The 24,438-nt window shown below is 55.4% G+C and carries 18 protein-coding genes and 1 tRNA gene; 7 read left to right on the top strand and 12 right to left on the bottom strand.

Annotation, left to right across the window (positions count from 1 at the left end):
• Positions 1-63 precede the first annotated feature (63 nt).
• Positions 64-1,191 carry a Gfo/Idh/MocA family protein gene (locus tag H5P30_RS13890; RefSeq protein WP_185693536.1) on the bottom strand — a complete coding sequence of 376 codons (1,128 nt, stop codon included), beginning with the start codon at positions 1,189-1,191 and terminating at the stop codon, positions 64-66.
• Between the two features lie 57 nt (positions 1,192-1,248).
• Here H5P30_RS13890 and H5P30_RS13885 point away from each other — a divergent pair, with 57 nt between their 5' ends.
• The gene (locus H5P30_RS13885; RefSeq protein WP_185693535.1) at positions 1,249-1,611 is read left to right on the top strand and encodes a MerR family transcriptional regulator; all 363 of its coding nucleotides are present in this window, start codon (positions 1,249-1,251) and stop codon (positions 1,609-1,611) included.
• A gap of 15 nt (positions 1,612-1,626) precedes the next feature.
• On the opposite strand, the gene H5P30_RS13880 is transcribed toward H5P30_RS13885, so the two are convergent.
• Positions 1,627-2,454 (bottom strand): Cof-type HAD-IIB family hydrolase, encoded by an 828-nt coding sequence (locus tag H5P30_RS13880; protein ID WP_185693534.1) that lies wholly within the window; start codon positions 2,452-2,454, stop codon positions 1,627-1,629.
• A gap of 27 nt (positions 2,455-2,481) precedes the next feature.
• Positions 2,482-3,066 carry an arylesterase gene (locus H5P30_RS13875; RefSeq protein WP_221774367.1) on the bottom strand — a complete coding sequence of 195 codons (585 nt, stop codon included), beginning with the start codon at positions 3,064-3,066 and terminating at the stop codon, positions 2,482-2,484.
• Positions 3,067-3,131: 65 nt separating this feature from the next.
• Here H5P30_RS13875 and H5P30_RS13870 point away from each other — a divergent pair, with 65 nt between their 5' ends.
• From H5P30_RS13870 to H5P30_RS13850, 5 genes are all read left to right on the top strand, one after another.
• Entirely contained in the window at positions 3,132-3,887 is a 756-nt protein-coding gene (locus tag H5P30_RS13870; RefSeq protein WP_185693532.1) for an ABC transporter ATP-binding protein, read from the top strand.
• 4 nt (positions 3,888-3,891) lie between these two features.
• On the top strand, positions 3,892-6,465 hold the full coding sequence (locus H5P30_RS13865) for an ABC transporter permease (RefSeq protein ID WP_185693531.1): 2,574 nt from the start codon (positions 3,892-3,894) through the stop codon (positions 6,463-6,465).
• A gap of 65 nt (positions 6,466-6,530) precedes the next feature.
• Complete coding sequence (locus H5P30_RS13860; protein WP_185693530.1) at positions 6,531-6,860, top strand: hypothetical protein; 330 nt, start codon at positions 6,531-6,533, stop codon at positions 6,858-6,860.
• A gap of 166 nt (positions 6,861-7,026) precedes the next feature.
• Complete coding sequence (locus H5P30_RS13855) at positions 7,027-8,322, top strand: dynamin family protein (RefSeq protein WP_185693529.1); 1,296 nt, start codon at positions 7,027-7,029, stop codon at positions 8,320-8,322.
• A gap of 158 nt (positions 8,323-8,480) precedes the next feature.
• Positions 8,481-9,950, top strand: coding sequence for a DEAD/DEAH box helicase (locus H5P30_RS13850; protein ID WP_185693528.1), 1,470 nt, complete (start codon positions 8,481-8,483; stop codon positions 9,948-9,950).
• 918 nt (positions 9,951-10,868) lie between these two features.
• On the opposite strand, the gene H5P30_RS13845 is transcribed toward H5P30_RS13850, so the two are convergent.
• The 5 genes from H5P30_RS13845 to gpmA all read right to left on the bottom strand — a co-directional run bounded on the left by H5P30_RS13845 (position 10,869) and on the right by gpmA (position 15,174).
• Positions 10,869-10,944, bottom strand: a tRNA-Ala gene (locus H5P30_RS13845).
• Between the two features lie 82 nt (positions 10,945-11,026).
• Positions 11,027-11,674 (bottom strand): MazG family protein, encoded by a 648-nt coding sequence (locus H5P30_RS13840; protein WP_185693527.1) that lies wholly within the window; start codon positions 11,672-11,674, stop codon positions 11,027-11,029.
• Positions 11,671-12,954, bottom strand: a complete 1,284-nt coding sequence (locus H5P30_RS13835) for a glutamate-5-semialdehyde dehydrogenase (RefSeq protein WP_185693526.1) — start codon at positions 12,952-12,954, stop codon at positions 11,671-11,673. The genes H5P30_RS13840 and H5P30_RS13835 overlap by 4 nt, the downstream gene beginning before the upstream one ends.
• 332 nt (positions 12,955-13,286) lie before the next feature.
• Positions 13,287-14,318, bottom strand: coding sequence for a class II fructose-bisphosphate aldolase (gene fbaA / locus H5P30_RS13830; protein WP_185693525.1), 1,032 nt, complete (start codon positions 14,316-14,318; stop codon positions 13,287-13,289).
• 106 nt (positions 14,319-14,424) lie between these two features.
• Positions 14,425-15,174 (bottom strand): 2,3-diphosphoglycerate-dependent phosphoglycerate mutase, encoded by a 750-nt coding sequence (gene gpmA / locus H5P30_RS13825; RefSeq protein WP_185693524.1) that lies wholly within the window; start codon positions 15,172-15,174, stop codon positions 14,425-14,427.
• Between the two features lie 116 nt (positions 15,175-15,290).
• Here gpmA and H5P30_RS13820 point away from each other — a divergent pair, with 116 nt between their 5' ends.
• A complete protein-coding gene (locus H5P30_RS13820) occupies positions 15,291-15,458 on the top strand; it encodes a hypothetical protein (RefSeq protein WP_185693523.1) in 168 nt (55 codons plus the stop codon).
• Between the two features lie 54 nt (positions 15,459-15,512).
• Here the strand turns inward: H5P30_RS13820 and H5P30_RS13815 are convergent, their stop codons facing one another.
• The 4 genes from H5P30_RS13815 to H5P30_RS13800 form a co-directional block, all read right to left on the bottom strand.
• On the bottom strand, positions 15,513-16,835 hold the full coding sequence (locus H5P30_RS13815; protein ID WP_185693522.1) for a Gfo/Idh/MocA family protein: 1,323 nt from the start codon (positions 16,833-16,835) through the stop codon (positions 15,513-15,515).
• 27 nt (positions 16,836-16,862) lie between these two features.
• Positions 16,863-19,745, bottom strand: a complete 2,883-nt coding sequence (locus tag H5P30_RS13810; RefSeq protein WP_185693521.1) for a right-handed parallel beta-helix repeat-containing protein — start codon at positions 19,743-19,745, stop codon at positions 16,863-16,865.
• Positions 19,746-19,829: 84 nt separating this feature from the next.
• Positions 19,830-20,540 carry a hypothetical protein gene (locus tag H5P30_RS13805; protein ID WP_185693520.1) on the bottom strand — a complete coding sequence of 237 codons (711 nt, stop codon included), beginning with the start codon at positions 20,538-20,540 and terminating at the stop codon, positions 19,830-19,832.
• A 9-nt stretch (positions 20,541-20,549) separates the two neighbouring features.
• Complete coding sequence (locus H5P30_RS13800; protein WP_185693519.1) at positions 20,550-24,404, bottom strand: hypothetical protein; 3,855 nt, start codon at positions 24,402-24,404, stop codon at positions 20,550-20,552.
• Positions 24,405-24,438: the final 34 nt, after the last annotated feature.

Genomic DNA, 24,438 nt, shown 5'->3' with positions numbered 1-24,438 from the left:
GAATTTGTTTGGGAACTCGGAATTTTCCCCAGTTGGACCCGATTCCGACGAGAATCCTGTGGGTTAAGGTTGCCACGATGGTCTCTGTCCCGAGGAAGAAGCCTCGGAAATTCTATCTAAGAGCCTGTGAAGCCTGACTGCGTCTGAAAAGTTGGGGGTTTGGTGTCCGCCGTCTTGAATGTCCTTCGAATGAGAGGCGTACAGATTGGCCATTTCGAGGGCGCTGGAAGGCAGATTGGACGGAGGGAGCCAGTTGTAGCGGTCCGGGATGGGAAGATCCTTCATCGGTTGTCCAGATCCTTGCGCTCCGAGAATGCGATTGTCCTCCTCGTTGTGAAAGGCCGCAGAGTTTAGAACCTGAAGATCGCCATTGGTTCCGGTGATGGATAACTCCAACCCGTATCCATTGCGCTTTCCTCCTTCGATCTGAATCGAGAGGGCGATCTCTTCGTCCAATTGTCCATGGAGGAGCAGTTCGTTGGGAGCGTCGGTTTCGACGGTCTCTCCTGTTTCGACGAGGGTGACCTGCTTGAACTGATTGATGAGGAGAGACGAGAATTCCTTTGGATGTCCGACGGCGGTGAACAGGGCGTCCATAAAGTGACCTCCGAACGTTGCGGCGACATGGGTGAAGTTCTCCGAGGGAATGGTGAAAGCGACCGCTTTGGACCTGAGGACGTAGTAATCCGGCTCGCTTACGCTCATCCGAATCGAGCGAATTGTTCCGACATAACCGTCGACTAAGAGGTCACGCAAGTAGCGAAAGCTCGGACTGAGCCGTCTTTGCAACCCCATGAGATGCCGAACTCCGGATTCTTCGGCGAGTCGAAGCAGTTCGAGGGATTGCTGGGTGCTCGGAGTTAGTGGCCATTCGCAGAATACGTCCTTTCCAGCTGAGATCGCCGCTCGAACGATTTTCTCGTGCTGAGGAGCGATCGTGAGGACAACGACGAGATCAACTTCCGAGTGTCGCACGAGTTCTTCGAAGTTTCCGAAGGCATGGGGAATTCCGTGCTCCCGGGCATAGGCTTCCGCGGTGTCTTGATGTCGGGTCGCAACGGCCGTAATCTCATACTCCGGGAGGAGCTTGAGGGCGGGAATGTGAGCGTAGGTCGCCCAATTGCCGACCCCAACGATTCCAACGCGAATTGGATGTTGGTGAGAGGTGGTTTTCTTGGTTTGGTTCTTCATAGGAACGGCACCTTGGGGGTTGACACAATGTTAAGGTCAAGGAACGTTTTTCGGCTTATGCTGATCGGTGAGTTATCGAAGCAAACGGGGGCGAGTGCCCGCTCCATCCGCCATTACGAAAAGTTAGGGATCATCGGATCGCATCGCGCAGAGAATGGCTACCGACGTTACTCCGAAGAGACGGTCGAGTGGGTGAAAGCAATCCGGTTTCTTCTTTGCGGCGGTTTATCCTTGAGCACGATCGCCAGGATCCTTCCCGCTCTGATGAACATAAACTGCAAGCTTGAAGATCCGGAAATTCGGAGAGTGATCGAAGAAGAAGCCATCAACGTGAAGTCTCGAATGGAGCAGTTGGATCAGAGCCATCGGATCCTGACTGCGGCCTTGGAGAAAGGCTATCTCCGTCGACCTTCCGAGTGACGATTCGCAGGGCAATTAGTCTCGATAGCGAAGACGGTAATCGTCGATAGCGCGGGCGAGGGCATCTTCCCGGCTCCCTTCTGGGGCTGTGTGCGTTGCCTTCTTACGAGCCCTTTCCCAGCCGTGGGGCATGGCGTAGGAGATGCCTGCCCATTCGAACATCGGGATGTCGTTTTCGCCGTCGCCAAACACGACTGCCGCACCCGGATCGATGCCCAATCGTTTGGAAAGCTGCGAAAGAGCTGCTCCCTTGCTGGTAGTGTGTGGCATAAACTCGCACATCGTCGAAAAAGTCTGAACGATTTGGGACTCGTGGGCTTGGGCGCGGTGATCCAGGAGAATTTGGTCGATTAGACTGGATTCTCCGATCCAAATGACTTTGAGAATATCTTCTCCTAGGAGCGCGTTGGCACTGACTTGCTTGGGCACGAGGCCCTCGAGATCGCTATAACTCTGAATATGAGAATCCATTTCCATATGGGTGATGGTCCCTTCAGCAGTATAGCAAACACTGGAGATTCCGTAGCATTCCCGCTCGCGGGCGATGCGCTGGAGCTCGCCGGGATGGATAAAGTTGCGATGGACGATTTCCTCGCGGTCACGGCTGCAAAGTTCTCCTCCTTGGGCGGAGATGACCCAGCGCACCATGGGCAAGGATTCGACGAATGGGTGCATAGACTGGTAGTGACGACCCGATGCGAGAACCACTTCGATCCCTTCTTCGGCAAGACTCTCCAGGGCTCGACGGTTGGTCGGAGAAATGGTGAGGTCCGGCCCTAGTAGGGTGCCGTCGAGGTCGATGGCTGCGAGGCGGACAGTATGCTTCGGGTTTTTTGTGCTCATGAGTTCAATCTTCAACGAAGAGTTCCGTTACTCCGCGCGCACTGCTTGCTGCAGATAAGGCCAGACGGTCTCGGCGATGATCTCCTGTCCTTTGGCGTTGGGGTGGATCTGGTCGCTCTGATTGAGGGCTGGGGCTCCGGCGACGTCTTTGAGGAGGAAAGGGATGAGGGTGACTCCGTTTTCCTCGGCGACTGTGGGATAAACCGCGGCAAAATTTTGCTGGTACTGCTTCCCCATCGAGGCGGGCATTTGCATGCCGGCGAGGAGGATTTGGATGTCGGGATATTTTGAGCGGGCGGTTTCGATGATAGCGGTCAGGTTTTCGGCCAAGGCTTCGGTCGGTTGTCCGCGAAGGCCGTCGTTGCCGCCGAGGGCGACGAGGAGGACGTCGGTCGGTTGGCTGAGGACCCAGTTGACTCGGCGAAGGCCTCCGGCGGACGTGTCGCCGCTAACGCCGGCGTTGACGACCGTGGCCTCGATCCCTTCGTCGCTGAGTCGCGACTCTAAGAGAGCCGGGTAGGCCTGCTCAGGGTCGAGTCCGTATCCGGCGGTGAGGCTGTCTCCGAGAAAAACAATCCGGGATTCCCCGCCTGCCGTACTTGTGAAAATCACAAAAAGGACCATTGCTGTCGAAAGGGCGCTTCGGCGAAGCGTTCGGCACAGCGTTTTTCGAAAGTATGAGCACAGACGATATTGAAACCCAAAAAGATCCATCACCCCTCCAGTCTGAGGGGGATGTCCCCGGCGTCAACCGACCCCTGCTCAAATTGAGTGGCGTGGGCAAGTCCTACCGGGTAGGGGATCATGACCTTTCTGTTTTGCGGGGCGTGAGTCTCGCCGTTGAGGAGGCCGAGACCTGTGCCATCGTCGGACCCTCGGGCAGCGGCAAGACGACCTTGCTCGGGTTGTGTGCCGGGCTCGATGATCCGACCGAGGGAGAGGTGGAATTGGTCGGGGAGCGTTTGCGGGATTTGAATCAGGACGACCGGGCGGATCTGCGGAGTCGCTCGGTCGGCTTCGTCTTCCAAAATTTCCAGCTGATCCCGACTCTGACGGCACTGGAAAACGTTCTCGTTCCCTTGGAGCTGCGGGGCGAGCGCTCGGGGAAGGCGCAGGCAATTGAACTTCTCAATCGAGTGGGTCTCGGGCACCGGGTGGATCATTACCCGACCCAATTGTCGGGAGGGGAGCAGCAGCGTGTGGCCTTGGCGCGGGCTTTTATCCATCGTCCGCGCATTCTTTTCGCTGACGAACCGACTGGGAATTTGGATGAGGAAACCAGCAAGCCGATTGTGGAAATGCTGTTTGAATTGAATCGGGAGCAGAACACGGCCTTGGTCTTGGTCACTCACGATCCGCAGTTGGCGGCTTTGGCGGGGCGGGTCATTTCCATGCGGGGCGGTTCGGTGGTGCAGGATGAGAAACCCGCGTAAGCCCATGTCCGCTTCTGGCTCTTCTTCGGGGTTACCCCGAAACCTGTTTCGCGCCCTTTTGCATCCTTGGGTGTGGAGGGTCGCTTGGCGCGATAGCCGAGTGGAGGCTCGGAGGCTCCTCGTCTTCGCCTCGGCGGTGATCACGGGCGTTGCGGCCCTCGCGACTATTCACGGCCTGCGGGGAAGCCTCGATACCGGGATTGAACGTCAATCCCGGGGGCTACTGGGGGCGGATATTCAGGTCTCCTCGCGCGGCGGGTTTTCGGCCTCGGATCAGGAGGCGATCGCGGCGATGGCTGAGGAGGTGGCTTCTGAGGTTTCCTTTTCGACGATGCTTTACTGGGTTGATCAGGATGCGGGGCGGTTGGTCCAGGTCCGGGCGATCCAGGGAGGCTATCCTTTCTATAGCAATATTGTCACCGATCCGGCGACGTCTCCGGACGAGCGGAGCGAGGGGCAGGGGATCTTTGTTGAACCGGCGTTACTCGAGCAGTTCGCCGAGAGTGTTGGAAGTCAGGTGCGGCTGGGGCAGGCAGAGGTGCCCGTCCTGGGGACGATCACCGAGCCGGCACCCCGGAGTGGACGCTTCGCTGGAATTGCTCCCGAGGTATATACGAGTGAGGCCGTCATTGAAGCGAGCGGGTTGCTCGAGTCGACTTCTCTCGCGCGGTATTACCTCTATCTGCGTTTAGCCGAGGATGCCGATTCGATGGCGATCCAAGAAAGGATTCGCGCTATGAACCCCGACGAGAGCTGGCGGATCCAGACGCCGGAAAGCCGTAAGGAGAGAATCGGTAAGGTCCTGGACCGATTTGAGCAATTTCTGGGATTGATTGCGCTGGCGGCCTTGGTGCTGGGGGCGATTGGAGTAGCGGGGGCGGTTCATGCCCAAGTGAGGCGGAGGAGGGATACGATTGCCGTCTTCCGTTGTCTCGGGGTGCCGACCGCTTCGGCTTTTGCGGTTTTTCTCGTCCAGGCCTGTCTCATCGGTGGGGTGGGAGCGATTCTCGGCGGGCTGTTCGGGGCGCTCCTCCACGCAGGGTTGATTCTCGGTTTCGGGGCTGCCTTTCCCGTCGACCTTCCGACTTGGCCGCGTCTTTGGACTTTGGTCAACACGACCTTTGCCGGGTTTGCGGTATGCTGCGGATTCGCCCTCTTGCCACTCATGGGGATTCGCGACATCCCCCCGGCTGCAGCCTTGGGCGGCGGGGAATCGGCGGATCGGGTCGGGAAGGGGCGTCGTTTCCTCCGCGCTCTTCCGATTTATCTCTTTCTTTTTGCGATCCTTTGCCTGCTCTCGCTGATGAACAGCGCCAGTGTTGGGCGGGCGGTGCAGATGACGGTCGCGCTCCTCATCGCTTTCCTCGTCCTTACGGGATTGGCTTGGGTGATTGTCCGATTGGCAAGGAAGATCGTGCGCCCCAGTTGGCCCTACGAGTTTAGGCAGGGGGTGGCGAATCTCTATCGCCCCCGGAATCAGACGTTGCTCTTTTTGCTGTCGTTGGGGCTGGGGGTATTTTTGATCCTCTCGGTCCTCCTCGCCCGGAATCTTCTGCTCGAGCAGATCCGGATCTCGGAGGCCGAGACCATGCCGAATGTTTACCTGGTCGACGTGCAGCCGGATCAGGTGGATGGCGTCCGGGAGGTCGTCGAGTCCGAGGGGCTGCCTTTTCTGGAGAGTGCACCGATGGTCACCATGCGCCTTCAAGCGGTGAATGGAGAGCCTGCGAGCCAGTTGCGGGAAGAAGGGAAGTTGCCCGATTGGGTCGTGCGGCGGGAATATCGCTCGACCTATCGCAACACCCTCAATGAAACGGAGACGACCTTGGCGGGAACTTGGCCGGTCGAGGTGGGTCAAGGTCCGGTGCCCGTGAGTGTGGAAGAGGACATGGCCAGTGATATGGGCATGCAGTTGGGCGATACCTTTACGATGAACATCCAAGGGGTTCCGATGGAGGCCCGGGTTGCGCACCTCCGTCTCGTGGATTGGAGTCGGTTCAACCTGAACTTCTTCATGGTTTTCCCGGAAGGCGTGCTGGAAGGCGCTCCCGGATTTCATGTCGCGACGACCCGGATTCCCGACGGTGCCTCTTCGGGCGGGCTCCAGCGAGTCCTCGCCGAGCAGTTTCCCAACGTCTCCGCGATCGACTTGACTCTCATCCTCGAGATGGTGCGCGAGATGCTCGGGCGGGTGAGCCAGGCGGTGGAACTCTTGGCGATCTTTACCTTGATCTCCGGTGTCTCGATTCTGATTGGAGCCCTCCTACACGGGAGAGAGCAGCGGATGCAGGAAAGCGTTCTTCTCCGGACCTTGGGAGCCTCCAGTTGGCAGGTCCGCCGGATCCTGCTCTGGGAGTACGCCACACTCGGATTTCTCGCGGCGATCGCGGGCGCACTCCTCGCAGTCGGTGGGAACGTCCTCCTCGCAATCTACGCATTCGAGGCAGAGGCCCAATTCTTCCCCGGATTCGTTTTTGCCGCAGTCTTCGGGGCGATCGGTCTTTCGGTCTTGGCGGGGAGTCTGGTGAGTCGAGGCGTCTGCAATGCGCCTCCGTTGGAGGTCCTGCGAAGAATTTAGAAGGAGACTTAAGGGGGGCTCTTCCTGTGGGTGGGTCGCTTCAGCGCCCACCGGGGGATTGCGGGATGGAGCCGTTGATTCGGGATGTGCGCGGATTGGCCGGAAGGGGGCGTTGCGGGAAGCTCGCGGGCAAGGCTGAAGCCGTGCCCCACAGTGGGAGGGTCGCTTCAGCGCCCACCGGGGGGGGGGTGCGGGATGGAGCCGTGATTCGGGATGTGTGGGGTTTGGGCGGAAGGGGACGTTGCGGCGAGTTCGCGGGCAAGGCTGAAGCCGTGCCCCACAGTGGGTGGGTCGCTTCAGCGCCCGCCGGGGGATTGCGGGATGGAACCGTTGATTCGGGATTTGTGGGGATTGGGCGAAAGGGGAGGTTGCGGGGAGTTCGCGGGCAAGGCTGAAGCCATGCCTCCCTTTTTGAGAAAAGTCGCTTCAGCGCCCACTTGGGCATTTACGGAAGCTCCCCTGTTCGCGGGAAAAATCCTTTTGATCAGGCTCTTGCGAATCCTGTGCGATCCGCTCAGTTGAACATTGTAGGCTGCTCGATTTTGCCTAATGCTCCTCTCCGTGGAAAACAAATTACAGATTCTCGAGCGGCACGTCTATCTGCAATACCAAAGCATTCTCCAACCCCTGGCGGATAGTTATCACTACGACCTTCCCCCTTTTCCCAAAGCTACGGATGGCAAACCGTCCGTCATTCTTTTGGGAAATCACTCATCCGGGAAGAGTACTTTTATCAACCACCTCCTCGGAGGCACTCTTCAGAAAACCGGCGTAGCTCCCACTGATGACGGGTTCACCCTCATCGTTTCCGGAGATACGAATGAGGAGAGCCGCGGGCCGGGGGCGATCGAGCGTCGAGAATTTCCCTTCTCCGGAATGGAAAAGTTAGGGCCGGGTTTCCTCTCCCGCCTGCGTGTGAAATCCTCGACTTCGAATGTTCTCGAGCATGTGAATCTTATCGACAGTCCAGGGATGATCGACACGGCCGGGACTTCGGCCGAGCGCGGCTATGACTTTATGGCTTCCGTGCGTTTCTTCGCCGATAACGCCGACCTGATCCTCTTTTTCTTCGATCCGGAAAAACCGGGAACTACCGGAGAAACTCTTGCCGCCTTCACTCAGTCCCTGACGGGGATGGAGCACAAGATCCTCATCGTGCTCAATAAGGTGGATACCTTTTCAAATATCCGCGACTTCGCCCGCGATTATGGATCCCTTTGCTGGAATCTGGCCCGGGTTGTGCGGACGAAGGATCTCCCTCACATCTTTACGATGTATGTGCCGACCGATTCGGCCAATCGTCCTGCGAATGCGATCGCCCTTGAGGATTTCGATGCCGCTCGCAATGAGGTCGTCCACGAGATCCAGAATGCTCACATTCGCCGCGCCGACAATTTGGTCGGGAACCTCAAAGAGCAATCTCTCCGTCTCGAGCTCTTTATCCGAGTATGCAGCTATCTGCGGCGCAAGGACCTCGGTCTGCGTTTCCTGGTCGGTCTTCTCGCGGTGATTTTTGGCCTCGGGACCGCGGCGTATGCCTATTTTGTCAAAGTTGATCCACTCGTTATCGGTATTGGTGCCGGCCTTACGGTTGTGACCTGGTTCTTGGGAAGATTTGTGGTGAATAAGCTCAGAATCGCCCGCCGCGATGAGCTTGATGCCATCTTCAGCAAACTTTACGTGCGGGATCTGACGATTTCCCAACGGGACGATCTGACCGCCCGCTGGCATTTCATTAAGCCTCGAATCGAGAACCTCCTCGAGAATCTGGGAGAATTTGCTCTGCCGAAGAGATCCACTCGCTTCAACCGCAAGTTCAGAAAGCTGAAGAGCATTCGGAAATTTCGAAAAAACTGAGGGGTTCGTCTAGGTCCGGAGACGGACCAAAATCGACCGATTCGTCCAGCCCATGGAGGAGAGGGCTTCGTTCGCCCGGCCCTGTCGCTGAAGTAGAGAATTCGCTCCGGCCAATATTAAGGATAGCGGGGCGGCGGCTTTCCTGATTGGAATAGCGGATGGAGAAAAAGTTGTTCAGTGAGCTCGGGCTTTCGCCGGAGATACTCAAAGCCGTCGAGAAGATGGGCTTTGAAGAAGCGTCCCCCATTCAATCGGAGGCCATTCCCGCCTTGTTAGAGGGCGGTGACGTCGTCGGTCAGTCCCAAACCGGATCCGGAAAAACGGCGGCCTTTGCGATTCCGGCGATTGAGAAGGTGGACCCCTCATTGGCGGAAACGCAGGTTTTGATTCTTTGCCCAACTCGTGAGTTGGCGGTGCAGGTGGCCGAAGAAACTTCTAAACTCGCCTCCTTTAAGAAAGGCGTGCGGGAGTTGCCGATCTACGGTGGGCAATCCTACGATCGCCAGTTTCGCGGACTGAAGCAGGGCGCTCACATCGTCATTGGCACGCCCGGTCGTCTTCTGGACCATTTGGAGAAGGGTACCTTGAAGTTGGGGAATCTTCGTTCGATCATCATGGACGAGGCCGACCGGATGCTCGATATGGGCTTCCTTGATGATATCAAGACGATCCTTTCGCAGGCCCCGGACTCCCGGCAGACGGTTCTTTTCTCCGCAACGGTTCCCAAGCCGATTGCCACTTTGATCAAAACGTTTACCCGGAATCCTACCTGGGTGAAAATTGAGTCACAGTCCCTCACCGTGCCGGCGATCGAGCAGGTATGGTATGAGGTCCATGGGCGCACGAAGGTCGAGGTATTGTGCCGCCTGATTGATTTGGAGGATGTTCGGTACGCCATCATCTTCTGTGCAACGAAAGTGATGGTGGATGGCTTGGTCGAGCACCTGTTGGCCCGCGGCTATATGGCGGACAAGCTACACGGGGATATGACCCAGGTCATGCGAGAGCGGGTGATGGATCGATTCCGCCGCCGCTCGATTGAGTTTCTGGTCGCCACCGACGTCGCGGCACGTGGACTCGACGTCAAAGACATTGAGGTCGTCTTCAACTACGATCTCCCCAACGACGGGGAAGACTACGTCCACCGGATTGGCCGAACGGGCCGTGCGGGGAGCAAGGGCAAGGCGATCACATTTGTTGGAGGTCGTGAGGTCTACAAGCTGCAGAATATTATGCGCTTCACGAAGGGCCAAATCCGCCGCGAGCGGGTGCCCACTCTCGAGCAAGTCGAGGCCCGTCGGGAGAACCTCTTTTTCGACACGCTCCGCAGCACTCTCGAGGAAGGATCCTTTAAACGCTACGAAGACTTCACGGACCGCTTGCTGAATCAGGGCTACACGCCGACCGATATCATCTCGGCTTTGATGGACCTCCGTGAGAAAGAGAATCCCAAGGCCTCCGGCGAGGAGATTCAAATCATCGAAGAATCCAGCTCCCCTCGGGGAGGAGGTCCCAAGGGCAAAGGGGCGCCGTGGAAGAAGGGGAAGCGTCCCTATAAGAAAAAGGGTGGCTCTTCCCGCAAGGGAGGCGACCGCGACGATTTCTACAAGCGGAAGAAAAAGAAGTAAGCGGCCCCGAGTTCTGATCTCAGAGTTCGTGAAATTCGTGGATGGACGCTTCGGTGCCGCCCGCGGACTTTCGGGAGAGGCGCACGTCCGAAAGGGGACGTTTCCGCAGTCTCGCGGGCAAGGCTGAAGCCATGCCCCACAGTGGGTGGGTTGCTTCAGCGCGCACCTGAGACATTCTGTTTGGAGCCTTTCTGCTGGGATTGTATCGGTCGTTTTCGAAGGTGACGTTTCAACGATTTCGCGGGCAAGGCTGAAGCCATGCCCCACAGTGGGTGGGTTGCTTCAGCACCCACCTAAGACTTTCTGTTTGGAGCCTTCCTGCTGGGACTGTCTCGGTTGTTTTCGAAGGTGACGTTTCAACGATTTTGCGGGCAAGGCATGAAGCCATGCCCCCCAGTGGGTGGGTTGCTTCAGCGCCCACCTGAGACTTTTTGGTTGGAGCCTTCCTGCTGGGACTGTATCTGTCGTTTTCGACGGTGACGTTTCAGCGATTTCGCGGGCAAGGCTGAAGCCATGCCCTGCAGTGGGTGGGTTGCTTCAGCGCCCACCTGAGACTTTCTGGGTTTTGGCTTTCTGCTGGGATTGTCTCGGTCGTTTTCGAAGGTGATGTTTCAGCGAGTTCGCGGGCAAGGCTGAAGCCATGCCCCACAATGGGTGTGTTGCTTCAGCGCCCACCTGAGACTTTCTGGTTGGAGCCTCCCTGCTGGGACTGTCTCGGTCGTTTTCGAAGGTGACGTTTCAACGATTTCGCGGGCAAGGCATGAAGCGATGCCCCGCAGTGGGTGGGTTGCTTCAGCACCCACCTCTTTCCCTTCGTTTGTCGAGGGATATCTATTGAGAGGAAAACGGAAGGAGATGTGAGTCCCAAAAGAACTCCATGGCCGAGTTGTTTTCTTTCTCCTTGTTGGGAAAAAAGCTTGGTGGAGCCGAACGGGATCGAACCGTCGACCTCGTCATTGCGAACGACGCGCTCTTCCAACTGAGCTACGGCCCCCCGAGGTTGAAGCTGAAATTGTTAATCCTTGAGCGAGTGGGGCTCAAGGAAATTTGCCCTGATCCGGGTCCGGATAGCGTGTTTACTGAGCGGCTTCCGCTTCCTTGCGAACTTGATCGGCATATTGCCGAAGGAGTGTTTCCGCGTCCCATCCCTTTTGGTCGCAGAGAGCGGCGAGGTGGAAGAGAGTCTTGCCCATTTCCTTCTCGTCGGCTGTTGGGAGTTGCTCTGGGTCGTAGGAGGGTACGGGGCCTAGTTCCTTTTTGCGGATCTGTTTGGCGGTCGCTCCGGCGTAATTGAGAGCGGGAAGCCGAGGAGGAAGATCCTTGAAGAGAGGCATGGTCGTGATGCCTTTAGCCGCTTTCTCTTCGGCTTTGATCTTTTCCCATTGAACGAGGATCTCTTCGGTTCCCATCTTGCCGGCATTGGGGCCGAAGACGTGAGGGTGGCGGCGGATCAGCTTTTCGTTCACTCCTCGGGCGACGTCGTCGAGATCGAATCGATCCGTTTCCGAGGCGATCTCGGCGTGCATGAGAATGCTGAGGAGGAGGTCGCCGAGTTCTTCTTCGAGAAGGGGATCGTCCTTTTCCTCAATCGCCTCGATCACTTCCGAACATTCTTCAATGAGGCAAGAGATGAGGGACTCGTGCGTTTGTTCGCGGTCCCAAGAGCACCCGTCTGGAGCCCGTAGCTTCTTGACCGTTTTCCTGAGTTCTTCGATAGGACTCATTTCCGGACCTCTCCTTTGCCGTGCACTTCATATTTGTAGGTGCAAAGTTCTTCGAGGCCCATGGGGCCGCGGGCGTGTAGACGGTCGGTGGAAATCCCGATCTCGGCGCCGAGGCCGAATTCGTAGCCATCGGTGAAGCGGGTGCTGGCGTTCCAGTAAACCGTCGACGAATCGACGGCACGAAGGAAACGGCGGGCCGTGGCTTCATTGGTGGTGATGATGGAGTCGCTGTGCTGGGAACCGTAGCGGTTGATGAAGGAGATGGCTTCGTCGGCGCTGGAAACCACGCGTATTGATAGAATAAGGTCGAGATATTCCGTCGACCAATCTTCTTCGGCCGCGGTGCGGTAGCCGATTCCGGCGCGGTGTAGGATGGCACCGGCTTCCACGTCGGCGCGAAGCTCGACTCCTTCATTTGCCAGTGCCTGAGCGATCTCGGCCAGGTGAGCCGCGGCGAAGCTGCGGTGGACCACGAGATTCTCAATGGCGTTGCAAACCCCCGGGCGCTGACACTTGGCATTGACTGCGATTTCGCGGGCCATCTGAAGATCTGCTTCGGAGTCCAGGTAAAGGCTGCAAATCCCTTCGAAGTGCTTGATGACGGGAATATTGGAGTTCTCAACCACGTAGCGGATCAGGCCCTCGCCGCCGCGGGGTACGATGCAGTGCACGTACTGGTCCTGCTTGAGAAGGAAGCCGAGAGCGGTGCGGTCGGTGGTCGGGATGAGTTGCACTGCGTTGCTGTCCATCCCTTCCTCTTCGAGCGCTTGACGGACCAGGGCCGCGAGAGCTTGATTCGAGTGAAAGGCTTCCCGTCCCCCGCGAAGAATGCAGGCATTGCCGGATTTGAGGCAGAGAGCGGCGCAGTCGACCGTGACGTTTGGACGGGATTCGTAAATGATGCCGACGACTCCGATGGGCACTCGGACTTTGCGGATGTCGATCCCGCTGTCGGGTTTCAACTGGCCGATTTCTGTCCCTACTGGATCGGGAAGGGAGGCAACTTGGCGGACGCCTTCGGCCATGGAGGCAATCCGCTCCGGCGTCAGGGCCAAGCGGTCAAGAAGGGCCTTGGAGAGACCTTGCTCCCGTCCGACGGCTAGATCCTTCTCGTTGGCGGCGCCCAAATCCTCAGCGGAGGATTCGATGAGGGTGGCGAGGCGAGAGAGGACAGCATTCTTGTGCTCGGTTTTAGCCACAGCGACGCCATAGGAGGCCTCGCGAGCCTGCCGGGCGATGCGCTGAACCAGATGGTCCAGAGATTCGGGTTCTTCAAACATGATGAATGTTCACTTTGTTCCAGAAGTGCCGTTGGTTCAATCCGGGAAGTGAGAAGTTCGGGGGAGAGGTTTGGAGGTTGAGAAGTTTGGAAGTTTAGAGGTTGGGAAGTTCCTAGGTTGGGAGAAGACGGGGTAGAGGCTTTCCTTTGTCCAGCATAGGGAAGGGGGGCGGTTATTTCTCTGTCCCTCTCAGTCCGAGAAGCCTTCGTTCACTACAACTTCTAAACCTCACAACTTCCAAACCTCCAAACGCCGCCTTTTTTTTAGCGCAAAAAAAAAAGGCGGCACCTCGCGGTGCCGCCTTGATCAAATGTTTTTCGACAATCTGGAACTTAGACGGTGCCGAAAATCGTCTTGCCGGTCGCGCAGAGGTCTTCTGCGGCCTGCATGAGGCGATCGCACATGTTCTTTTCAGCCTTTTTGAGGTAGCTGCGTGGGTCGTAGTTCTTTTTGTTGCCCACTTCTCCGTCGATCTTGAGCACACCTTCGATGTTTTCGCAGATGTGGGTAACGATCGGGCGGGTGAAGGCGTATTGCGTATCGGTATCGATGTTCATCTTCACGACGCCATATTCGAGAGTTTCACGAATGTCGCTGAGCTCCGAACCGGATCCGCCGTGGAAGACGAGGTCCATCATCGCTTCTTCACCGTACTTGTCGGTGACCGCCTTCTGTCCATCGCGAAGAATGGTGGGCTTGAGCTTAACCGCGCCGGGCTTGTAAGCACCGTGAACGTTTCCGAAAGTCGCTGCGAAGAGGAACGGTCCAATCGGGTTGAGCGCTTCGTACACTTCGACCATGTCGCCGGGAGTGGTGTAGAGCTTGTCGATCGGAAGACCGGAGGTGTCGTGGCCGTCTTCTTCTCCGCCGACGCATCCAGCTTCGACTTCAAGGATGATCTCGAGCTCGGCGCACTCCTTGAGGAGTTGCTTGGAGATCTCGAGGTTTTCCTTCAGATCGATGACGGATCCGTCAAACATGTGAGATTGGAAGAGGGGACCCTTACCTTCTGCGACGCGCTTGCGGGAAGCTTCGAGCAATGGCTTCAGGAATCCGTCGACCTTCTCCGGGTGACAGTGGTCGGTGTGAAGTCCGACGAGGATGTCATACTTCTCCGCCAAAAGGTGAGTTGCTTCTGCAAGAACGATCGCACCGAAAGCGGCGTCGCTTACGTTCAGGCCCGAGGCGAATTGACCACCGCCCGTCGAGACTTGGATGATGCCGTCGCACTTGGCGTCCGCGAAGGCCTTCAGTGCCGCGTTGATGGTGGTGATGGAGGTGACGTTGACCGCAGGGTAGGCGTAGTTGCCCTTCTGCGCGGCGTCGATCATAGCCCGGTATTGTTTCGGTGTTGCTACTGGCATGTTATTTTCCGGTTTGTTTTTGGATTAGGAAATGTGATTTTGGATTTGTTGACTAAAAGAAGCTTTAATCGGCTTCTCGCATTTGTCAATCAAGCTGGAATCGGACCTATTTCTTCGACTTGCCCTGATTGGCAACCGCATCCATAGCCTTCTTTACCTCCTCGGGATCGCCGAGGTAGTAGCTCTTGAGAGGCTTGAGATCGTCATCGAGTTCATAGACAAGCGGCATCCCGGTCGGGATGTTGAGCTTCAGGATCTCTTCTTCCGACATGTCGTCGAGATACTTGACCAAGGCCCGGAGAGAATTCCCGTGGGCGGCGATGATGATGTTCTTTCCGGAGCGAATTTCCGGAGCAATCGACTCGTGCCAATAGGGAAGGAAGCGATCGACCGTGTCCTTCAGGCACTCGGTCAAAGGCAGTTGTTCCGGATCCAGATTCGCATAGCGCGGATCGTTGCCAGCATAGCGCTCGTCGTCCTTCTCCAGCGGAGGAGGGGGGACGTCATAGCTGCGGCGCCAGATCAGAACTTGCTCGTCGCCGTATTTCTCGGCCGTCTCTGCCTTGTTCAGTCCTTGAAGGCTGCCATAATGACGCTCATTGAGCTGCCAGGCCCGGCGGACGGGAACCCAGAGCAGGTCCATCTCATCCATGGCAATCCACAGAGTGCGCATGGCGCGCTTGAGAACGGAGGTGAAAGCGAGATCGAAGGTGAATCCTTCTTTCTTTAGATAATAACCAGCGGACTTCGCCTGTTCGCGACCGGTGTCGGTAAGATCGACATCAGTCCAACCGGTGAAACGGTTATCCAAGTTCCATTGGCTCTCGCCATGACGCAGAAGTACAAGTTTGTGCATATGTCAGGTTCCTTTACGTGGTTCCGCTCCGCAGAATGGGATAAGGGGCCGATACCTCGCAAGCATCAAGTATCCGAGCGAGGCAAAAGAACAAATATTAGACAGGCCTAAAAATCTTGACGACAGCTTGCGCACTAGCCGCTGTGGTCGATCAGATCGGGGATTTCGAAGGCGTTGCTATGTCGGGCGAGGCGGTTTTCGCAAATTCTTCGGAAGAGTCCTTTTGCTTCAAAGTTTCGGCGGTTTCCGCTCCAGCGAACCTCGCTCGGGTCGATTGGCACTAACGGAATCCAGCCTCGCTTCGCCAAATTCGGTATAGATTCGTTTCAGTTCTGCGCTCAACTGCTTTGGCCGGATCCTTTGAGGGGATTGCGATAGGTTGGAAACTGGCGGTAGTTCCTCATATCGATTTTTTCGCCGGAAGTTGCCCATGGGATTCCGATTTCGCTGAACAGTTTTCCTTGTTGGTATGCCTGCTCGATGTGTGATTGAAGGTCGTTGATGGCGATTTGAGATTCTCCGTTCGGAAATTTCTGTGTGCTCAGGAATTGAGAGGGGATCGTGTGAATTGCGGATGATTCATGAGCCCCGTTTACGCATAGGGTGTGCGCCTCTGCGATATCGAGTCCGCAAAGGGGAGTCTCACCCTCTTCCGAATGAGAGTGAATGGCTGAACCGATGTACCGAAGTAGATCAGGAAAACTTCCACAGCGGACGGATTGGAGGGGTTCGCCTTCGGGCTGAAAGCTGGCCTCGGTGAGACTCCAGCTCGCGACTCCTGATTCGCCGATAATTTCGATGATTGGGTCCTGCTTCTCGATGCAACTGTGGCTGGCAAAATAGTGGAGTGAAATTTCATTCTCCGTGATGATGCGCAGGCAGGCGGTGTCTGCGCTCTCAATGTCCATTGCACGGTAGAGCTCGGCTTGAACAGTGGCTGGCCGAGAGGACGAGTTTACCTCGTCGCCGGCCAAGAAACACATCATATTGAGTTGATGGGCGAGAGCGTTGTTAAAGGGAGAGTCGAGGACCCATTGATCACCTGCTTTCAGGTGGCCCGCCCAATTATTTCGCAGGTAATATGTGGTGGGCCGTGGCCACATGGCGCGTGAACGGATGGAACGAATTTTGCCGATAGCGCCATGGAGAAGGGCATTTTTCAGCCATCTCGTGGCGGGATCATAGATGCTCTGGAAGCCGACAGCGACAAAACGACCGGTTTCCTTTGCGCATTGGCGGATCTCGGCCACCTCCTGAATCGTAGCCGCAATGGGTTTTTCGACCATCACATTTGCGCCCGCCTTCAGGGCTGCAATGGTCATGGGGGCGTGGTGATGGATGCCCGTGGGGATGAAGCAGATGTCTAGCTGGCCTGCCAACTGGCTGATCATCGAGTCGAAGTCATCATAGAGCGCACCGCCCATGGCTTCGATTTCCCGACAGCGTTCTGGCTCATCCGCTTGGTTGATGACGGCAGCGCCGACTAAACGATAGAGGCCTTGCCTCGAGGCGATGCTGATTAGCTTGAAATGCGCTTTTGAGTAACCGGAAGCTCCGACTAGGGCCACGCGCAAAGGTTTGCGACGAACGCCTATAGGTTCGGGCTCAAAGTCGAACAGAGGAGAGTCCGCTTTGACGGAAGATGGTTTGGTGAGAGGCATCGGGAAAACGATTCAAAGAGGAAAAGGTCACTTTTGAGCCAGAGGGACCGGTGCGTCTTCCGGGGAAACCGGGCTTTGGCTGACCACGATTTTGGCGATCTCGGTCTCACCCTCTCTTCCCCAGATGGTGAGCGTATGTGAGCCTTGGGTGAGGTGGATCTTCTGCGGATACTCTTCCTTGAACTTGTCGACGATTTGCCAGTGCCACATGCCAGGTGCTGTTTTGCGGAAAGGCCAGTAGGTGATTTCTCCATCATCGATCTGGAAGCGCATACTATCGTGGGTCGCTGCGCCTGGGCCTGGCACGAAGGTTAAAGCATGTAGGTAGTAGACTCCCGGTTCGGTAATGTTGACCGGGAACTTGATGTAAGAGTCTTTGGCCTCCATACGCGTGGAGGGGGCCTTCAATATCGACGGGACGGGTGCGTCTTGTTTCTGGACTACGGTGAAGCCGGCGTGTTCCAGATCGACTGCATTTGCGGCAAATATTTGAGGAGAAGGCGGATGGGCGATGCCCTTGATGAAAACGGTTCGATTGTAGCCGGCGTCGGAGCGGATCGTGATGGCCCCTTCCATCGGGCCGGCTTGAGGGTTGGCTTCATTAAAGCGAACGGTGAGCGTATGGCTTTGGTCATCGCATGGGCCGGATTGGGGCGAGGTTTGGATCCACGGAGAGTTTGCGATGACTTTCCAATTCTCGCCCAACGTGCTCGGAACGATTACGTTGATTTCTGCGGTCTTAGTGGGTCCTTCGCCCAAGATCATTTCGATGTTGGCGACCATGGGGAGGGCCGAAATTCCGCCTGGTCGAACAGGGAAGAGCGGATCGCTGTTGGCGGGGAACGCTCCAAGGTCAGGGGCATCGCCAGTGTGCCCATCGTTGATCATCGGCAGGCTTTGCCCTTGATCGAGGGCTGACGAATTGGCTGATAAGCGATAATCACCCGCATCGCGATTGCGAAATTTCTCACCACTGACCACGCCGTTCTGCTGCCATTCGTCTCGCTCTGGATCCATGGATCCAGGCAACATCATGTCATAGTCGAAGTCTGCCATCGCAATTTGTGGATAGAGGATGTCGCCGAGTGCGAAGACATTGTTGCGGGTCTTGAGTGGCGTTGGGCCTTTGCCCCAATTGCCGCCACGTAACGCTTTGCTTTGGCTGTATACTGTGTTGTGGAAAATGTAGTTGATGCCCGCTTCGGGAGTGCGGTTCCCCCCGACTTTGAAGGCAAAGTTTGTATTCCCGCGTTCTTCCCCTTCGAGCACGATCAGATTGCGATAAAGGTAGGACGGGCCATAGATCGTAGGCGCTGTGCTAATGCCGCAGAGACTACTCTGGATCCAGTTGTTGAACATGCGGATGTTCATTTGACCGCCATCCAACTCGATGCCATCATCGTTGCTGAAGAACATGATATTGCCTTGGATATCTGTGTCGCGGTAGGGACCGCCTTGGACCTTATTGTTGTAGGCGGACTCAATGGTATCATTGAAGCGATGGTCTTCGGAGCCGATCAAATCGTTGTTGCGGATGACGTGGTTCCCGTCGGACATCGCCATGATGATGGATGTAGGTCCGAGCGGGTGGCCGTACTGCCAACTATTCGCGTGTCCACGAGGAGCATGGATGAAGCAATTCTCGACGACGACGCGATTGGCGCCATGATTGATGCGGACGCCAGCCTGCAGGTTGATGCGATTGCCTTCCTCGTCTAAATAGAAAAACCTTTTTTTCCCTTTGTAACTGGTGCTTTCTTGGAATGTGCCGGGTTGTCCCCAGTTTGAAATGTCGCAACGACGAATGCGGATATTACTCGAGTCCTCGATGACGACTGCGTCTTTGATGCTGCCTTGAATTTTCAGGTTCTCAACAATGATGTATTCAGAGTTGATGATTTTGATCGCGTTGATGCTTTTGTTTTGGACGTCCAGCGTAGAGGGTGAATCGGGAGCTCGAGTAATTAATACCCATGCGTCGGGTGTCCCCTTTTCGGTGATTTCCAGGGCGGTGGTGGAGAGGCCTGGGTCCAAGTGGATCGTTTTGCCGATTTTCGGGTGACTGTTCCAGGTGGTGCAGGCGATGACTTTAGGTTCAGTTTCGAGTTCGAGGGTTTCGTCCGTCATCCACACCTTGGCTTCGTATTCGGTATTTTCGGTCAGATTGAGAAGGCTGCCGCGCATTTGTTTCGTCTCGCCATGCCATACGACGCCGAGAGTGTCGCGCCATTCTGCTTCTCCTTTGGCTCGGTATTGCATGTGGCCTTCGGTGGTCGCGCTCATGTCTCCCTCAACATCTGCATAGACGCCGATTGAGTTGAAGGTGGGGACTGCATTCAATTGGCTGATCTGAGGCGTCTCGCGAACGCGCTCACTGGCTGGGATTAAGGAAATGTTTGCGAACCAAACTGAGTCGCCCACATTCCGTTCGCCCTGGTTGTAACGAAGTAGAACGGCGGCCTGAGTGGAACCAGCAGTGTCTATTTCTTTGCCGACTTTGACCCAGTCTTTGCCCGATTCCCGAATACTGATTCGCTTAAACTCTTTTCCGTTTTTGTAGAGCTTTACTTGAATATAACCCCGGGAACTTTTGGGTGAATTTACCCAGCCTTCGAGGTAATACAATCCGGCCTCGGGCAACTTGAGTTTTTGGATGACTTGGCCTTGGCCCTTTTTGGTGCCCGTGCAGGTTACTTTCAGACTGCCCAGGGCATCGGTTGGTTTGTTGCTCGTGTCATACTCAAGCGAAACGGTGCCGTCGGATGGCGCGAACCAGTCGGTCGGCTTGTCTCCTGAGAAGGACTGGAAATCTCCGTTGGAAATGAGGTTGGTTGCGTTGGCGACGGTTGCTGCCAGTAAGGCGATGGCTGTCAGTATGGGCTTGTGGTGGATAAATATTGGGATGCGCATGGTTGGGTTTTGTGTATGAATCTGAGAGTTTGACTGAGTCAGTGGCTGGGTAAGGGTTGGTCTGTTGTTGGGTATTTGAGATGTTTAAAGTTCGCGAGTCGGCACGTAAAAACGCCGAACCTTTATTTGGTTTTTGCGTCCTTCTTGGTCGGATATAAAAACCAAACTGCTGCGCCCCTGGCGGTAGGGCCAGAAGGCTTTGTAGACGAGTTGCCATTCCCCGTTCTCTTGGGAATCCATCTGAATCGCCATCATGACCCCAAAGCTGGCTTGATCGGTTCCAGGTGCCGGGATGATGAGCGGTTTATTCGGTTCGAGAGCTATTTTTTGATCATTGAACTTTGCGACGATGTCGTGGCTGGAAATGTTGTAGAGCTGATAGATTTCTTCGGGGGTCGTCTGAGTCTCGTTGACGATGGGTGCAATGTAGTAGCTGTCGGTTTGGTCATTTCTTTTGAAGAAGATCAGTAGGAGGGGATCGTCTGCCCTGTCTATGTTGATACTTACCAAAGGATTGCCGATAGGGTTGCCCGCTTCATCGATCTGGCCAGTGTCACGGTAGAAAACGAGGGGCTTGTCGATTGGTGCTTCAAAGGTTGGGGAAGGCGCTCCATTCGGGATGTTGAGGTTGATGCGTTCTTCGTCGTCCCAATAATAGAGGCCTTTGATGGTCTGGTCCCAGGCCAACGTGCTAAACTTTGCTTTAGCGGGCTCTTCAACGGATTGCGCGTCCAGGCGAATGATGCTGGATAACGCGAAGAAGCAGAAGCTGAACTTATAGAAATTTTTGGACATGAGTTGTGGTTAAATTTCGTTCTCGGAAAGCCAGCGGAAACTCACGAGTTTGAATTCCCTTCCGAATGGACTGCTTGGGTTAATCGTTTCCTCTACAGGATTAGTGGGGTCAGGTTCGATGGGTTCTACGGTTCGCTGAACGATTACTTCGCACCAGGTTTCGGACAGGGTTTCGCCCGTTTGCTGGTTGATATTTTCTCCATAGGCACGGATGCGAAAAGTGTCACCGCGGACAGTGATGATGGGGCCGAGTCGTTGGAGAATGTCGCCTTGCAGAACGTAGCCTGGGAAACCAGCGGCTTGCATGTTGGAGTCCGGGAAGACGTTGTAGAACCCGGAGCCCGGAATGCTGCTGGCTGCAGCAGCGGAAAATGGCGAGAGTTTGCTTTGCCGGTTGAGCCCTAGAGTCGAGTCGTCTAATGCGGCCTGGAGTGCTCCGGATTTGCCGGTGTCATCATTGTTCAATGAGCGGTTGACGAATTGACTCAGTGAGAGAAATGGACCGCGCAGCTTTACTTGTTTCACGATTGAACGGGCCAGGTCGTTCAGCTCATCTTCACTAATTTCGCGAACGCCCTTCCAAAAGTTTTCGGGACTATTTCCGTTATCGAGGTTGGTCGTTCCACTGTAGGGCCACGTGAAGCGGGAGATGATTATGCCACCGTTCTCAGTCTGTAGGTTTCCATCGTAGTAGGGGACTCTATCTTGCGTAAGTCCGCCGAGGACTGCTTTCCAAGCATCGACCGAGGTAGAGTTTACGTTAAACGCGCCCACGACTTGGAGGTAGGCCGCAATTCTCTGAAATAATGCATCGTTGTTGACTCTGTCCGCAAGGTTGCTGAAGGAGAGATTGTCATCGTGCGGATTATACCGATAGCGTTGGTTCGCGGCTTGAGAATTGCCGCTGGTGAAATCGTCAAACATGTTCTGGTCCCAATCGGCGGTGATTCCCGAAAAGTAATAGCGGTCCCAGAGCTTCTCGTTGACCAGATAGGAGGTGTCGAAAATTTTGAAGTTCCCGTAGCTGTTGGGGTTGTCTTCATCATTAAAATAGACCCACGCTTGATGCTCCTCGTTCACCGTTTCGTCCAAAGGAATACGAACATTAGCGTAGGAATTACCTGCCATGTAGGTTGGGTCGAAGTTGTAGCGCCCTAGATTGGCATGTTGGAGATTGCCGAGTGAAAGCAGCGGTGTGCGCGGGCGATCAAAAAGGGTTACTCGGGTTTGGCCGTTGACGCCGATGCTGTTCCCCCAAAAACCATCGGCGCGACCGAGGTCATTGAGCTGGATATCGGCGGCAGAATTACTGAGTACTCCATAGGATCCGTTGGGATCCTCGGTCGCATAGGTGCTCATCACTTTGTAGCCGTTATTTCTGTCGAACCCATCCCATTCGCTGTTGGCAGAGATTGCCCGCAAGTTGGAATCAATCAGAATGCGCCACGGTTCGTTGTTTTCCTGCGTTGTTTTCAGCCAGAAACCGACGGAGAGAATTTGGTCCTGATTCGAGGCAGCTTGGAGCGAGGAGAAATATCGGTCGACACCGACTGACGTTTGGTTTGGATCGATATCGGAGAAGATCTTGTTGATGCCAAATAAGTCAACGGAGCTCGCATGGCTTAGGCTATAGCCGGAGCCGAAATCGGTCTCCAGGGCGATCTTAAAATTGAAACCTCTGTGAGTGGGCTTTGTGGGGTCGTCTGGATCCGACGATGAGTCATCCTCCGTGAGTTTTTTTAGGTCGTCCCATTCTTCCGGGGTGAAGTTCCAGTCGCGACTTTGAGTGGGCTTAACTCCGTAGTTTCCATCGAGGTGGCGGTCTAGTTGAGTGACGCCGTTGATTGTCGGCCGGTGGCTGGCGCTCTTGTTCTGATTGCGATAATAGGACAACTCCAGCGGTGCAATGAAACCGCCTCCGCCGGGCTCGTAGTTTGTCATGCGCACCTTGTCTTGATTCTGAGAAACATCAACCTTTCCGTTTTCATCAAACACCAGGTCTCCGTTTGCGTCGAGGTCGGCCCACATTAAGTAGACGCCCGCGCTGGGGCCGGATCCCGAGCGACGGTCGTCGTAATCGGAATGCATTACGTCGGGTCCGAAGTAGCGTGTTTCGCCGGCCTTGATTGTCACGTATTTGTTTGCCGCATCATCTTCGCTGTAAAGGCGATAGGCTAGCCGACCTTGGTTGTTGGTGGGCATGACTTCGCGCAGGCCGAAGGACACGGGCTCGGTGAGCTCTCGACCATCGACATCGATGGTTATGATCGGGTTTAGGTTCCAGTATAACGCGGATAGATTGCCCTCGATGGTGATGTCGGTATTGTAAGGGTTGTAGAGAGCCAGAATTGGTTTGATCACGAGCTCGAGGCCGTACTTGCCCTCTTGAAGGCCAAAACTTAACTGCATGCGGGAGATGACCGGACTCACCCAGCTTTGGAGTTGATAGTTGTCCGAAACCGGGGCAATCCGCTTGGACTTGAGGTTGCCTTCTTGTCCCAGATCGCTGGGAACAGTCTGGTAAGGTTTTCCAGCTGGACCGGGGCGAAATGAGTAATCGGGGGAGTAGTGATACCAGCCAGAGTATTTGCGATAGGAGGTGATGGTATTGTTGGTCAGTTCTGATTCGTATTGGAAGAATGGCTGGAGGTAGGGAGGGGTGTCCTCTAGAAGCTCGTTGTACTCATCATAGTCCATCGAATAGAGCAGGTTGGCCTCTTCACCGGTTTCCGTTTCTTGGTTCTTGTTGAATTTGGGGTTTCTCGAACCGGGACGGTACTGACGATAATAGGATCGGAGGATGCTCCAGTTTGGTCCGCTGGTCGTGATGTTTGAATCGTTCAGCCCATTGGCGGTCAGGGCGGGGTCTTCGAGGAAGTAGAGATTTTCGACATAGTCAGCGGGGCTTACTGGCTCGCCGCCATCCCCGGTATTTCGGGTGTCGGTTTCGTCAAAGGGGACAAAATGTTTGTCGAAGATATGCCGATACTCAAAGGCTTGCGTTAAGTCGCGTTTCAGGCCGCCGTGTTTTACGTCTACGAGCAGGCCTGAGGAAAAAGAAGTGAGTGTGTGAAAATTTTTGTCGGTTAAATCAGCGCTACTTTGTTGGGGATCGCTTTGAGAGATGGCGATTGCGATTGGGATATCGATGAATTGCTGGGTTTGCTCCTCGTTGATCGGGTAGTTCGCCAAGGCGTCTAGATATTCGACGCCTGATCGATTGGTTCCCTGAAACGCTAGGGTTTGTTCGAAGTGATCGGTGCTTGAGGCGAACTCGTCAACGATGTCGATGCGCGCTTTTTGGTTCTCATCGGTGATCCAGTAGGCATAGCGATCGTCGCCGCTGGTAATCCGATCTTTGATCGCGATCACTTCATCGGGGGTGGAGCTGCTGGCATTGTGGACCAGGGTTACCTTGTCCTCATCTGGGATCTTTCCCAGATCGAGATTGGGTGAGATTGTGCCGGAAGCGTTCGCATAAGTGTTTCCGCTTACCAACCAGGCGGACTTGTCTATTCGTTGGCTGGGAGTGAGTCCGGTCCAGTTGGAGATGCTTGTATCCCATGCGCCAAGCCAATATGGTGAACTGATGTTGTTGACCTGATTGGAGAAAATATCAGCTGTCGCTGTGACTCTTTGGTCGGGGCCAGCTGATTTTTGTAAATTCCCCAGGGCGACCTGTAGGGCGAGGTGAGCATTCAAGCGCGCCAAGGTTTGCGGTTGCTGCAGGTTTTGGTTCGATAATTCAATCCGTACAAGGATCGTGATCGATAGCAATAGCATCAATATCAGCGCCATGAGCGAGAGCGCTATCACGAGTGCAAATCCGCGTTGGTTTGTGCGCTGTATGGGGGCATGCAGCATAGTTGTCTTTGGGGTGTTGATGATAGTGGGGGCG

The sequence above is a fragment of the Puniceicoccus vermicola genome, from assembly GCF_014230055.1.
GTDB classification, from domain to species: domain Bacteria; phylum Verrucomicrobiota; class Verrucomicrobiia; order Opitutales; family Puniceicoccaceae; genus Puniceicoccus; species Puniceicoccus vermicola.
This window is presented reverse-complemented; position numbering and strand designations above follow the sequence as displayed.